The sequence below is a fragment of the Candidatus Marifrigoribacter sp. Uisw_064 genome, assembly GCF_047730175.1.
GTDB lineage: Bacteria > Bacteroidota > Bacteroidia > Flavobacteriales > Flavobacteriaceae > Marifrigoribacter.
Genome location: NZ_CP159833.1, coordinates 2,426,938 through 2,440,954 on the forward strand (window position 1 = coordinate 2,426,938; position 14,017 = coordinate 2,440,954).

Annotated in this window: 15 protein-coding genes; 2 read left to right on the top strand and 13 right to left on the bottom strand. The window is 31.4% G+C overall.

All coding sequences use genetic code 11. From position 1 onward, the window contains the following. Positions 1–14: 14 nt before the first annotated feature. The 12 genes from ABXT64_RS10895 to ABXT64_RS10950 all read right to left on the bottom strand — a co-directional run bounded on the left by ABXT64_RS10895 (position 15) and on the right by ABXT64_RS10950 (position 11,224). Positions 15–884 carry a hypothetical protein gene (locus tag ABXT64_RS10895; RefSeq protein ID WP_443632961.1) on the bottom strand — a complete coding sequence of 290 codons (870 nt, stop codon included), beginning with the start codon at positions 882–884 and terminating at the stop codon, positions 15–17. A gap of 50 nt (positions 885–934) precedes the next feature. Further along, positions 935–2,011 (bottom strand): transporter substrate-binding domain-containing protein, encoded by a 1,077-nt coding sequence (locus ABXT64_RS10900; RefSeq protein ID WP_443632962.1) that lies wholly within the window; start codon positions 2,009–2,011, stop codon positions 935–937. 7 nt (positions 2,012–2,018) lie between these two features. Continuing rightward, positions 2,019–3,719 carry an FG-GAP-like repeat-containing protein gene (locus ABXT64_RS10905; RefSeq protein ID WP_443632963.1) on the bottom strand — a complete coding sequence of 567 codons (1,701 nt, stop codon included), beginning with the start codon at positions 3,717–3,719 and terminating at the stop codon, positions 2,019–2,021. Between the two features lie 101 nt (positions 3,720–3,820). After that, entirely contained in the window at positions 3,821–4,519 is a 699-nt protein-coding gene (locus ABXT64_RS10910) for a competence protein CoiA family protein (RefSeq protein ID WP_443632964.1), read from the bottom strand. Positions 4,520–4,611: 92 nt separating this feature from the next. After that, a complete protein-coding gene (locus ABXT64_RS10915) occupies positions 4,612–5,334 on the bottom strand; it encodes a hypothetical protein (RefSeq protein WP_443632965.1) in 723 nt (240 codons plus the stop codon). After that, the gene (locus ABXT64_RS10920; protein WP_443632966.1) at positions 5,327–5,806 is read right to left on the bottom strand and encodes a hypothetical protein; all 480 of its coding nucleotides are present in this window, start codon (positions 5,804–5,806) and stop codon (positions 5,327–5,329) included. The genes ABXT64_RS10915 and ABXT64_RS10920 overlap by 8 nt, the downstream gene beginning before the upstream one ends. 307 nt (positions 5,807–6,113) lie before the next feature. Beyond that, positions 6,114–6,263, bottom strand: coding sequence for a hypothetical protein (locus ABXT64_RS10925; RefSeq protein WP_443632967.1), 150 nt, complete (start codon positions 6,261–6,263; stop codon positions 6,114–6,116). Between the two features lie 196 nt (positions 6,264–6,459). Next, positions 6,460–7,086: a PH domain-containing protein gene (locus ABXT64_RS10930; protein ID WP_443632968.1), complete on the bottom strand. Its 627-nt coding sequence runs from the start codon at positions 7,084–7,086 to the stop codon at positions 6,460–6,462. Positions 7,087–7,470: 384 nt separating this feature from the next. Next, positions 7,471–7,974, bottom strand: coding sequence for a GNAT family N-acetyltransferase (locus tag ABXT64_RS10935; RefSeq protein ID WP_443632969.1), 504 nt, complete (start codon positions 7,972–7,974; stop codon positions 7,471–7,473). A 179-nt stretch (positions 7,975–8,153) separates the two neighbouring features. Next, entirely contained in the window at positions 8,154–8,981 is an 828-nt protein-coding gene (locus tag ABXT64_RS10940) for an alpha/beta hydrolase (protein ID WP_443632970.1), read from the bottom strand. Positions 8,982–9,236: 255 nt separating this feature from the next. After that, positions 9,237–9,917 (bottom strand): CPBP family intramembrane glutamic endopeptidase, encoded by a 681-nt coding sequence (locus tag ABXT64_RS10945; protein WP_443632971.1) that lies wholly within the window; start codon positions 9,915–9,917, stop codon positions 9,237–9,239. Between the two features lie 134 nt (positions 9,918–10,051). Further along, positions 10,052–11,224, bottom strand: a complete 1,173-nt coding sequence (locus ABXT64_RS10950; protein ID WP_443632972.1) for a metallophosphoesterase — start codon at positions 11,222–11,224, stop codon at positions 10,052–10,054. A gap of 222 nt (positions 11,225–11,446) precedes the next feature. Between ABXT64_RS10950 and ABXT64_RS10955 the strand changes: the two genes are divergently transcribed. Further along, on the top strand, positions 11,447–12,262 hold the full coding sequence (locus ABXT64_RS10955) for a sensor histidine kinase (protein WP_443632973.1): 816 nt from the start codon (positions 11,447–11,449) through the stop codon (positions 12,260–12,262). Further along, complete coding sequence (locus ABXT64_RS10960; protein ID WP_443632974.1) at positions 12,262–12,960, top strand: LytR/AlgR family response regulator transcription factor; 699 nt, start codon at positions 12,262–12,264, stop codon at positions 12,958–12,960. Before ABXT64_RS10955 ends, ABXT64_RS10960 begins: the two co-directional genes overlap by 1 nt. A 193-nt stretch (positions 12,961–13,153) precedes the next feature. On the opposite strand, the gene ABXT64_RS10965 is transcribed toward ABXT64_RS10960, so the two are convergent. Continuing rightward, positions 13,154–14,008 carry a CPBP family intramembrane glutamic endopeptidase gene (locus ABXT64_RS10965; RefSeq protein WP_443632975.1) on the bottom strand — a complete coding sequence of 285 codons (855 nt, stop codon included), beginning with the start codon at positions 14,006–14,008 and terminating at the stop codon, positions 13,154–13,156. Positions 14,009–14,017: the final 9 nt, after the last annotated feature.

Below are 14,017 nucleotides of genomic sequence, written 5' to 3' on the forward strand. Positions count from 1 at the left end.
TAATTGATATATTTTTAGTCTACAGATTCAGCAACCATTGCAATCCGTTTTAAATCATTACTAACTGCCAATCGTGTTATACTTTTCACTCCATTTTCGGTAAAATCTGAAATTACTACCCATTCCTGTGTTCCGAACATATCATATTTATAGAGTTTTGACCCACTACCAATTAAAATAACTGAATCATTTAACCACACATAATCCTGAATTCCGACAGGTAACTGACAAATAAAAAAGCTTTCTAAACTTTCATTCATCTCGAGCATAAATATTTCATGATTTTTCTCCTCATTGACTGCCGTATAACTCATGGCATTGGAACCAGGGATTTTATGGATGGATCTTCCCACATTTGAAACCAAGGTATCATTGGTTTTCTTTTTTAAATCTGATACAACTAAGTCTAGTACGTTAATTCCTAAAACAGAAGATACAATCGTACTATCGTTATAAAATGCATAATAAGCAACTTGTAAATCCTCAATTAATAGGGTTGATTCTTTAGTAGTATATTCATATAACCGTTGAAGTCCAGTTGTATCTAATCGAACGGCAGCTATATTCTTGCTATTCGGAATCGCTTGCGGGGAATATTCACCCCCAGAAGTAGGTGTATGTACCCACGTATTTAATTTTTCTATGATTGAATAATGAGCAATATCACTTTGCCCCTTATTATTGCCAGCATATACAATAGATAAGTCATCTCTAAAACTAGGCTGGTTATTATACCCAGGGTTTGGCGAAATTAAATTTGGGGGACTTATATCAATACTATCATTGGATTGATTTATAAGACTGAAATACACATTTGTATTTGTTTGCCCATAAGAACCAACATATAAAAATAAAGCTAAGAGGGGGATAATTTTTAATCTCATAAAAATAGTAATTCTTTAAATTTTAATTCTTGTTATTATAAATTTAGACATTACTCATCTTTTTGAATATAGTAATGAATAATTCGCTCTGTTTCTTGGTTTTCTGCAAGCATAAGTAAAGCTCTATTCACATCATACATAAGTTCTGAATTTAACGGAAAAGCAAAGCCATACCCTTGTTTATAGTATTCAGCTTTACTAATATATAAATCTTCATTGTTATTATTTTTCAAAAAGTATAATAATTGAGGACGGTCATATACTACTGCATCTACCTCCTTACTTTTTAATTTTGCAATAGCTTCATTTAAATTGTTTACGCCAATTGCTTTTATGTTAGATTTTTTTAAAAATGTTTCCGTTGGGGAACCAGAAATAGTTACTGCCTTAGCACCTGAAAGTTGTTCAATCGTAGAAACAGTTGTCGATTCAAGCGAAGAGAGTGTCAATGTACTTGCAATTCCAGCCACCATAGAAGTAGCAAAAATTATAGATAGTATCATCCAAGCGCCCGTTATGATTCTACCAGGCAACGTTATTGGGGCTTTGTCGCCATATCCAGTTGTGGTCATTGTTACAATAGCTAGCCACATACCGGTTCCTATACCTTTTAGTGGATCTTTTGGAAACTGCTCTGGTGATTTTTTTCGCTCGGCTAACCAAAGAAATGTACCCACAACAGCAAGAATAAATAAAAAGATAAAAATCGCCATTAATAATTTAAGACTAAAAAGAGGTTTGATCTTTTGCCATACACTCTGATTTTCTATACGGGAAAGTATCGAGATACTAGAATTATAGAAAGGTTGAGAAAACCGCATGTTTTCAAGACGTTTCGATGTGATGCTTATGGGCCCAACGACTAAATCTATACCGCCATCATTTAATTGATGCACCGCATTTTCTACACTTTCAAAAGGCACATATTCAAACTCCCAAGATTGATTTTCAGCAATTTTTTTCCAAATTTCAATGGCAATACCTTTATCCTTTTCATTAAAAACAAAAGGCTCACTACCTGCAATACCAACTTTTAAGGTGTCTTTTACAGTACTAGTTATTTTTGTTTGCCCGTACGTACCAACATATAAAAATAAGGCTAAGAGGGTGATGGTTGTTAATCTCATAAAATTATTAATTCTTTAACAACTTAATTGTTGTTTTGGTGTTCTTATAATTTAATTCAGCAATATAAAGGCCATCTTTAAGTGCGATGCCATTTAATTGTATTTGATTTGAGTGTTCTATGACTTCAGCATACACCAATCTTCCTAGAAGGTCATATAATTTAAAATCCACTTCATCATTGAACGTATTATTCAAAAATAATGAATTATTAAAAGGATTAGGGTAGAGGCTTATATTTTCAGTAAGGTTATTATCATTTGAACTTAAAATTGGAGTATTTCTGTAAAGTATCACTACATCAGCTAATTCATCAATTAATGTAATATCTAAAGCACCATCGTTATTTCTATCATGAAAAACAGTACACGAACCTGCTATAATAGAAGGGTAGGTGATAGGATTGCTATATAACCCGTTTCCAATATTTTCATATAAGGTAAAAGAACCTGAATAATTACTTGCCATAACATCTAAATCACCATCACCATCAAGATCTCCTAAATCTATCGCTAATGGAAATGAACCCACCGCATAATCCTGAGATAGATTAAAGTTTCCTAGCCCATCACTAAATAGTATTGAGACCGTGGGTGTATTTGAATTCGCAGTTGCAACATCTACAAAGCCATCTCCATTTACATCGCCTATGGCAATCATCCATGGTTGTCCATTAATAGTAGTGATATCCTGTGTTGTGAAATTACCTTCACCATCATTTAATAAAGAGGCTACAGCATTACCAGAATATCCACCCACAATTAAATCTGTAAAACCATCCCCATTTAGATCAGTAGCCGCAATCGCTGTTTCTCCATTAATACCAACATCCATATGAGTTGCGGGATTAAAATCTCCAGTACCATCATTTTCTAAAAAAGAAATAGTTCCAGAAACTCGATTAGCCGTTACAATATCTGCCCAACCATCGCCATTAAAATCTATGATGGTTAATCCTCTAACTCCTGTTCCAACCGAATGACTTGTTTCAGCATCAAAAATACTCGAATCATTGCCCATAAAAATACTGGTCTGATTACTTTGAGTGCTTCCAATAGCAAGATCTATCATTCCATCACGGTTAAAATCGGCACCTCCATTTGTACTTGGTTTGGTTGAAGCGGGCATTTCGATTAGCGTAAAAGTACCATCATAATTTCCTGCTCCATCATTTAGAAGGATTCTAATATCTTCGGAATCTTCATTCACCACGATTAAATCTGAAAATTCATCATCGTTTACATCGCCTGCATAGGCACCATAACATTGTATAAATGTTTCACCATTTTGTCGCATTTCAATTTGCCCCATGTATTCTTGGTTCAATAATCCTGGTAAGGTCTTGATCCAATATTCAAAACCATAACCATTCGTCAAGGGATTATTAATTAGACTTTCAACTTGATTGGTCAAACGTACACTGATCCACTCACCATAAAAGAAGGAACGGTCTGGGGTAAAAGTGACACTGGTACTTATATCATCAAAAATATAGGTTCCTTGCATAGGACCCGACCATCTACCAAATACCATGAAGGTATCTGCATTTAAGGAGGCTTCATTGATTTTTTGATTAAATGTAATGGTGATGGCATCCGTCGGGGTTGCTGATAAAGACTGAGTACTTGGGCTGATATCTGTGACCATTAAATCTTGACTAAATGCAAAGACGGAGTATAAACAAATAAAAAGGGATGTTAACTTTTTCATGATTTTTCTTTTTTGTTTAAAGTTACTGATTTTAGGGGAATAAAAAACCGCTTCGGAATGAGGCGGTTTTATTACTGTTTGACTACCGAAATAGCAATTAATTATAGGCGGTGTTGGCTGTAGTATTTATAATTTCCTCCATATTTCATAATAAATTTTTCTTTCGGAATGTAAGTTCCACGGATTTGCGATTCACCCATTCCTTCTGTAACCATAAAAAGAGAATCTATTCCTAAGTCAATAAAAACAGGACGTTGTACATTCAACCAGCTTTTACGCGGATATTTCCATTTAAAAAACTCTTCATTTTTTCCTTTTTCAGGTTTTGGTTCCATTATGAGTTTTATAAGTTCTTCTGGGTTGTTTTCTAATTCTTTGTATCGTTTATCATTCCAGTACTTTTGAATAATAAGATTTTTTTTGAACTTACCTCCATTTATTAACCAAAGCATTCGTTCGCCGTAAAACTCTTCTCTTTCTTTTATTGTTTGTTTTTTAATTTGGGAATTCTGCAGTTCAATCACAACTTGTTTTTTGGTTAAAACATCAGCGATATGTCTTTTTTTACCAATTTTAATTCCTATCTCAACATTTTCTTTGCCAAATGTCATTTTCCAATGGACGTGCCAAAAAGTTTCAGGTTCATACCATGAATCACAGTTTTCAATGTTCATATGAGCCCAATGCCAAACATTTAAGTCACCGCATTTTGATATCACTTCTTCACCGCATAGGAGACATCTTCCTCGTGTTTTAGGGGTTGCTTTTATCTTTTTATTTTCAACTAAAGCCCATATCATAATATCTCAAACCTATTACTGCCAACGTTCCGTGTATGGTGTCGTAGCATCCCGCAGGGTGCTATGCACTATAAACATTGTTAGTGGTAGTTTTAATTGTACTTTTGATACACATTCAATAGAAGTATTTCGATATGTGCTTCAACCTTTTTTGGCCCAATTTTCAATGTGCTTGGATGACCACAACTGTTTCTAAGTTTTAAACAATTCTCTAATTCACCTTTCGTATTCTTACCCATAACTGAAATTCCTTCTAAAATTTGCAAAAAATCATATTCTTTCATTCTTGTTAATCCATCAATATTTGTAGCATTTTTCCATTTGGCATTTCGTCTTTTAGCCTCAGTATTAAATTCAGTCAATTTGTGATTAATTATGTATTCATACAAAAGAGAAATTGCTCCAATCCAAGAAAAAACAACTGATGACTTTAGAAGGTTGTATTCTAGGCATTTAATAGCTTCGGAAATAAAATCTCTTACATAATTTGTCTTTACGTTATCCAATTCTTTCGCTAATTCAATCTGTGGTTTTATTAATGGCGATTTTACGGTGTAATTATTCTCCTTTAAATATGCCTCACCTTTGGAGTTAATTATCCATCCATCTTTTAACTTAGATACTTTGCCCTTAAGAGCAGAAAGAACCATTGAAACATTCCATTTTTCAATATCTCTTATTCCGTTTGTCTTACCCAGAGTTTTTATTTCTTTCACGGTTTTAGGTAAAGAAATATTGTCAAAAAGAATTAACAAGACCTTAACCTTCCTACTAAGATCGGGATCGCATATAAATTCAGCAATTGATTTATCCACCTAATTTATTTTTTAATTCCCCTTTCAGTTTAGCAGATAGTGCATAGTTATCCGTACTTCTTTCAATTAGTTTTTGAGATGAGATAAGAGTTCTTAGAGACTGTGTAAGATTTTTTCCAGCACTCTTAGAATAGTAATTTGAAGCTGTTTTCATTTCAGTAAGAATATCCTTTCTATTAAATGTTTCTGAACCATCAACTAAACACAGCTTTGCACAGGCAACGACTACAAGGTCTGCAGCAGATTTTGAAGATAATTTTGCGGCAATAGTGTTAGACGACATTTTTAAATTTTGTCCTGAACTACTTGTTTCTTCTTCAATCTCATCCTCAGGTTCTTCTTTGTCTATGCTTATTCCCTTTAAGTCGATTAGCTTATCAATGAGGTTAGGAAGATCGTTTTTAAGGTATTCTTCATTTCCTTCATATTCGATTTCAATTGATCCTATCTTAATTTTAATCTTATGTTCCATATTTATGTTTTAATTTTTATTACCACTAACTGGTTATATCATTATATTGATGCACGTTTATCGGCTTGTGTTACTAGATATACATACTTTTTGTCCATTTTTATCTAATAAAAATCCCCACACCGTTCGCCAAAGGCAAATAGGAGTGGGGATAGAGTATAAAGGTACTAAAAATAGAGCTAGGTCTTTTATTTTTTTATCTTTTTTGCCATTTTAGTTATGCGTTGTTACCATACGTTTTTTTAATTCCGTTCAGGTTGGTTTTTTTATTCAGAATTCGATTCCGCAAACTTGCTAAAAATCCGATTTAATTTATCTGTTTGTTTTGGTTTTCAGTTTCCTTTACTCTTTTTATATATCCTGATTTTTTTCCAACAAAGAATCCTAAAAGGAAAATTCCAACAGGAACTAATAAAAGTAAAATTATCTGGAAAGGTCCAATCATTAATGATGTCATATTTTGTCTTTTTAAATTAATTTATATTTTCTGTTCAGAGTTCTTTCGTCAATGAATGCCAACGTCCTCGTATATAAAACGTAGCCGTTATTTGACATCGTTTTTTTCCGCACACGTATTATTTTACAGAAATGTAGGATTTTTAATATTGTTAACCAACTGGGCTATGTTTTATATGCGTTGTTAGTTGCTGGTGTTAATTATTCAATATCTTGTCTTTTCCTTTTTGAAAATCATCTTCGGTGATTATTCCTTTTTCTTTAAGTTCATGTAATTTTGTTAGTTCTTCAGAAATATCAAAACCAGCAGAAGGTTTTTGTTCACCCATGGCCTTGGCTAAACTTTGAGCTTGTTCTTTTATTTGTTCTTGTTTATATCGTTCCTGATATTGAGTAATTGTGTCTTTTAAAACTTTTGGTCTTTCAACCATTTTATGCAATGTAGAACCAGATTCTGCAGCAGATTGAATTTGAACGTCGCCGTAATTAAAAATTCGTCCTAAGAGTGGTTGTCTATATGAAACATTGTTAATCTTATCCAATGGTGTTTCTTTCGTATTATTCGAAAACACACCATATTCATCTATTATTCTTAAATTAGTTACTGCCCATAAATTGGTATTTCTATCTAATACATTGTAGATAAGCCAAACAACTGGCAGCCCTACCACAATTAGGTAAAACTTCCCAAATTCAGAATAATAATCAGACAGAAGAGCTATAATTAACATAAATAATGTCGCTATAATTGGATTTAAAAGTACAAACCAATGTTTTTTAATTGTCAAAATTACTTTTTCATTTTTCTTTATTTGTGTTTTCATATCAACTTCTTTATTGTAATTTTTGTATTTTGTTTTTTCTCACTTGCAACTAACTGGTTATATCATTACCAAAGGTACCGTTTATCGGCTAATATTAGTGGGATAAACGCACCTACTGTTCTTGTTTATAAAAAATCCCCACACCGTTCGCCAAAGGCAAATAGGAGTGGGGATAGAGGATAAAGGTACTAAAAATAGTGCTAGGTCTTTTATTTTTTTAACTTTTTTGTCATTTTAGTTATGCGTTGTTGTACGGCGTTTTATTCAGTAAATAATAACCAAATAGAAAATCTGCGAGACACGAGCGAAGCGAATTGGCGTAAGCAATTTTCGTAAGTAGGGTAGAACTAGCAATGAATTTTATGCGGTGTTGGCAAATCGTTTTTATTCGGTTATCAATATTTTTTCCATTTTATAATCTTCAACAGAATGTCCATTCGGAAAAGAGTTTATAATAGATTCCACTATTTCAAATCCATTTTTTAGATAAATGTCAATCGTTTTTTGATTTTGTCGGTTAACAATTAGCTCAATTCTTTCAATTCTGTTATTCGTTGCAAATCTGTTAACATATTCCAACGCTGTTTTTCCAATTTTTAGTCCACGAAACGATTCCAGAACATAGAGTTTGCTCAAAATTAGTTTTTCATTCAGTTTTTGAATTCCTAAATATCCAACATTTTTAGAGTCAAAATTTAAGAGAAAATAACTATAATTTTCGTTTTTAATTTGGTTTCCAATTGCATTTTCCGATTGAAACTCTGTTAAAAAATAATCAGTATGTTCAGCAGGGATTATTGGGTCATAAACTTCGTGCAAAATTTGAGTCGCTAATTTTTCGATGATTTTAAATTCAGTCGTTTTCTCAGCTTTTTTAATCTCAATCATAGTTTTTTTCAATGTTTGCCAACTTGTTCGTGTATGGTTAGTTGCGTTGGCTAGAACTAAGTTAGCAAATAAAACACAGATAGAAAGTCCGCGAGGACTTTCGTAAATTAGCTAAAACCAAGCAATAAATTATATACGGTGTTACCTACCGTATTTTTTTGATATTACCAGCTTCGAAATCATTCCTCTTGATTAATATATTTTAACCCTTCGTACAAAGCTACTAATGGTACAGAGCGATGGTTTTCTTTTTCAAAATATTCTATTTCGACATTTTGAGGTTTATCCGATTTCTTTGTTATTAAAGTATAGAGAGAGTCGTGTCTTTGTTTATTCCTTTCGTAATTAGTCTCTCCTTGATTGGCAGTAGCTATATAAAGCTTTTTATCTAATGATATTGAAGAAATAGAATCAACCTTGTTTTTCATCATCTCCTCATTCCACCAAATACTTGGGTCCATAGAAATGTAAGCATTGAATACGCTATTTTTATCCATATAGGAATTTAGTGTAAGTAGTCCTCCTAAAGAGTGTCCAACGAGAGTTCTAAACGGTTCTGTCTTATACTTTTTATCAATATAAGGTACTAGTTCTTTCTCAATGAAATTCAAAAAACTCTTTCCACCTCCCATATTATTAGGTCGTTTGGTCTTAATTTTTGTAACGGTAAAATCTCGTTCACGGTCAATATTCTCTATGGCTATAATAATACTTTCAGGTATTAAATTGTTTCGATTCCTATTGGAACTCATAAAATGTACTATTCCAGATGCTGTTTTAAAATGAGTATATCCATCTAATAATATGATAATTGGATATTTTTTATCAACTTCAGATGAATGATTGTATGAATCAGGAAGACTTATTAAACAAGTTCTTTCTTCATCTAAAATATTAGATTTAATAACAAACTTACTTCCTATTATAATATCTGTTTCACTCTGTCCCAATGTGGTTTGTACTCCTGAAAGAAAAAAATATAAAATTACAAATGTCAAATTTTTCATAGTTTGCTTTATATGTTTGGTAACGGTTTTGTATATGGCTCGTAGCGTGCAAATTAGCAATAACTATTCGGTTAAGCACGAGCCGAATTTTTTAATTTTCTTATTATCTTTTTTTCTCAATAAGCCAAATTAAAAAATTTGGCGGACTTGCAAATATACCTTAATTTCGATTAAGCAACTAACTAGCTATGAGCTATATACGTTGTTAGCAACTGTTTTTAATTGGTTTTGATTGTTACTATTTACTGATAATAATTAAAATAATTGTTGAATCCAATCTCCAACTATACTATCTTGGTTTAAATACAATAATGTAACGCCTACTGTATCATAAAAACCATGTATTAGTATTGGTGCCATTAAATTATTCTTGTTTTTAGAGAAGATTAATGAAATACTAAAATGCCACAATGTTCCTCCTATAATTCCAATAAGACCTTGATATGCATGTGATGTACCAAAATATAATGAAACTATTATAGCCGCTAGTAGCCATGCCTTTTTAGAATCTCCCAATAATTTGGCCAACTCTTTCATATAGTAGCCTCTATATATAAATTCTTCTCCGAATGCAGCAAAAATCCAAACAACAATCATTAAACTTATATACTCTGAGAAATTACCTCTGACATTATCAAAAGTTGAAATATCTATATCATCAATATACATTGCAAGGATTGATTCAAAAATATAGAATCCAATTATAAGCAGTACCGTAATTCCAAGACTCCTCAAAACTGTAGCAAATGTTATTCTTTTTGCAAGTCCAAACCTTGACCAATCGTATTTACTTCCCCAAAGTATCAATAAAGCAACTGATAAACCTGTAAAGAAATTAAAGTTCCTGTCAATAAAAATGGATAGCAAAACACCTATTATCATTGTCAAAACCACGATATATGGTTTTGTTAAAAAATTAAAAACTTTAGTTTTCATGTGTTTATATTTATTGTTTTTCAAAGGTCATACTTCGACAAGCTCAGCACAGGCATGCTGTTCGCAATTAATCATCCCCTTGGGTGTTAAAAATCCTTACATGCTCGTTTCATAATTAATATCTTTTCTGTGTTTTATAATTCTTTTTTACTTCCGTTCGCCAATACTCGATAGTAAGTATCACCCGCAATTAACAAGCCTTCAGATTTTTTATTAGGCCAATTTTTATGATAATCATTTGAATGTTTCACATCAATTCCAATCACTTTTCCGTTATATTTACTTTTCACTTTAGATTGAAGATTATGACCCACAATAATTGCCTTTGCATTAAATTTTTCTAATGGCTTTTCGACTTCTTCTTGTGTTAAATCTTCTTTGTAATATCCACGATACCAGCAAATTCCAGTTTTTGATGATATTAATAAATCTGTCGATTTTTTATTTGGTTTTGGATAGGGCGCTTCATAATAACCGTTTCTTATAAAGTTATTAATTTCTTCTAGTGTCATATCTATATCTACAATATCTGGATGTAAACCACCATGCGCAAACAGGTTTCCGTTTATAGATTCAATAACATTTTTAGACGACATCCATTTGCCCAAAAATGAATTAGTATCATATAAATTAGATTGTGTTTTTCCTAAAATTGAAGCGATAAAAGTATATTTCAAAGATGCTGCTTGATAATCTCCATAAAAGTTTTTTAACTCATGATTTCCAATAATAAAATGTACTTGTCCTCCTTGTTTTTTAGCATCTTGCTCTAGTTTGTAAATAAACCAAAGCACTTGAGTTGTAGAAAAACCTCTATCTATAAAATCTCCAACTAATACCAAATGTCCTTTTCCAAAAGTCCAATTTAAATTATGGTCAATTACTTCACTACTTATTAAAAAATCTCTAAACGTTTTGTAGCCACTTTCAATATCAGAAATTGCTAGTACTTTATTATTGTCATTATAAACGGTTTTTGGAGTTTCAAAATCTGTTTTAAGCGTAAAATCAAAACTTGTTGAATCTAAAGCAAAAAAACAATTTACAGGTATTGATTCATTTGAATTATACTCTTTTTGATCTAGATAAAAACCATCCTTTTTATTCCCTTTTATATAGTTTACATTTAAAACACTGTCGTTTTTATAAAAAGCGTAGGGTCCATCTCCATCTAATGCGATTCGCAAATTGTTATGTCCATAACTAGCTGCTGCTCCATGATAAAGTCCAAATAAAATTGCAATAATTGCTAAGGCTAAAAATGTAAGGGATATATGTTTTAAATATCTTAAAATTCTTTTTTTCATTATAATTGATTTAATAAGTTGATGTTCATTTTTGATAGTACAAAAGTATTTACAAGCTCTCTTTAAATTAAATTTTTGTGATGAACACTCCTTATTAAAGCATACAATCATCATTGATGTATGTAAAGCAAGTTTATCACTCCTAAGAATATTTACGGCGCTTCAAAATGAACGTTTGTCACTTATTAATGGATATTAGTATGATTGTTTTAACTTTGCAGTATGATATCAATCTTAAAAAGAAACAACTGGCTTATCCTTAAAACAATCGTTTTAATAACAATCATTATTCCTCTTGGAATTACCTCTTATGAAACTATAATACTTCAAAAAAAATCTGTAGAATTTCTAGGTGACTATCCAACGATTGTTGGAGTTCTTGTTTTAATCTATTATTTAATTCTTCTCGTTTTAGGTGTTATTTGGGTACTTACACAATTAAAATCCGTATTGAAATTAAAAAACGAAAAAACGAAAAACGAGTTACTCCATTTACAAAGTCAGGTAAATCCTCATTTCTTTTTCAATATGCTCAACAACTTATACGGTATGGTTGATAAAGATGCTGAAAAATCAAAAAAACTGATTTTAAAGTTATCCGATTTGATGCGTTACAGTATCTATGAAGGTGAAAAAAGTCTGGTACCTCTTGAAGAAGAAATAGCCTATTTAAAAAATTATATTGAATTACATCGTATGCGTTATTATAAAAGTATCGACATACAATTTGATATTGACATTGATGATCATACAACCGAAGTAATGCCTTTGTTGTTTATTATATTATTGGAGAATGCTTTTAAACACGGAGTAGAAAATTTAAGAGAGGCTGCCTACATTCATATAAGTCTGTCTTCTAAAAACAAAAAAATATTTTTTGAAATTGAAAACAATTTTGATAAAAATACTTTGCCAGAAAAAACTGGTATTGGAATTAAAAATATAAAACGCAGGTTAGAGTTAGCATATCCTAAAAAACATAATCTTATATTTACAAGCACTAATTCTGTTTATACCGCTAAATTACAATTGCAGTAATGGTTAGATACCTTATCATAGACGACGAGCATATTGCACATGATATTATAAAAAATTATTGTGATATGTTGCCGAACATGAAATTAATGAAGCATTGCTATGATGCTATTGAGGCTTTAGATTATTTAAGCACAAACTCTATAGACTTAATTTTCTTAGATTTAAATATGCCGAAATTAAAAGGTTTTGATTTTTTAAAAACCTTACCAAACAAACCAAAAGTTATTGTAACAACTGCTTATAAAGAACATGCAATAGAAGGATATGAATTAGAAATTACTGATTACCTTTTAAAGCCCTTTAGTTTTGAACGTTTTTTAAAAGCGGTCAATAAAGCTGTTCAAGCAAAAGAAAGTATTCCTAAAAAAAAGCAAGCTATAGAGAAAACCAAAACAGGACATATATTTCTTTATAGTGATAAGAAATATATTCAAGTAAAGGTAGCTGATATTCTATATTTAGAAGCAGCAGGTAATTATTCTAAAGTCGTTTTAAAAGATGACAGTATCTTGGTTAGAGAGAAAATTTCAGATATGTTTGGTAAATTATCTTCAGAGCTGTTTCTTCAAGCTCATAAGTCGTTTGTTGTTGCTAAGGCGCAAATTTACAGTGTAGACGGAAACAGAATATTAATTGCTGATAAAATTATTCCTATAGGAAAGTTTTACAAGGCTAATATTGTTGAATTGTTAAAATGATAGTTTATCTGTTTTAATTATTGCCAACGTTTTGTGTATTGTTTGTTGCGTGTTTTAAGCACTTAATTTAGCAAATAAAAACCGAATAGAAAATCCGCGAGACACGAGCGAAGCGAACTGGCGTAAGCAATTTTCGTAAGTAGGCTAGAACTAGCAATGAATTATATACGGTGTTAGGCGCTGTGTTTTTTATTTACAATTTTTCTTTAATTGCTTTTCTCCAAAAGGAGATCCCAAAAACACAAGTCACAATTGCAAACATAATTCCGTTTTCGCCAAGCCAATGTTCTGTTCCTTCATTTTTAATTGTTAATTCAGGTAATATTTTTTGAATATACACATTGCTTACTGCGTGAAAAATTACTGCTGGCCATAGACTTTTAGATTTAAAAGTGTAGTAAGTCATAATAAATGACATCGACACAATAACAACATAAAATGTCGTCAATTCCAAGATTACATTTTCGCCATAATATACAATTAATGGCCAATGCCAGGATGCCCAAATTATTCCACTAAAAACCGAAACACCAGTAAAAGAAAGAACCTTTTTTAATTCATAGATAAAGAACCCTCTCCACCCAATTTCTTCTCCTAAAGTCGTTGCTGATGCTCTTATCACTTCAACCGTTCCTAATAATATTACAGCTATAATTATTGAAGATGTTGTATTTAGAGTTCCTATTCCAACTAATCCAAGCTCTTTAGCCCAATCAGAAATTACTTCTTTATTAGCTAAACCTCCAAATCCGAAACTCCAGATTAATATATAAGTTATTAATCCATATATAGCTGGAATGAAATAAGACAATCGAATATATTTCCAATTTCCCCAATTCCAATTTAGAGAAGAAATAGAGCGTCCTTTTATTTTTAATGTTATTATTGTGGCTATTGCCGGACACCACATTAAACCTCCAATATATATTCGTGAAGGATATAAATTAACTATGGCATAATAGAATAGAGAACTAATAACTGTAACTATTGCTAGGAAAATAAAGATTGTATTCCAAGTTTTTTTTCGTTCCGTTAAACTTTCTTGCATTTGGGTTTT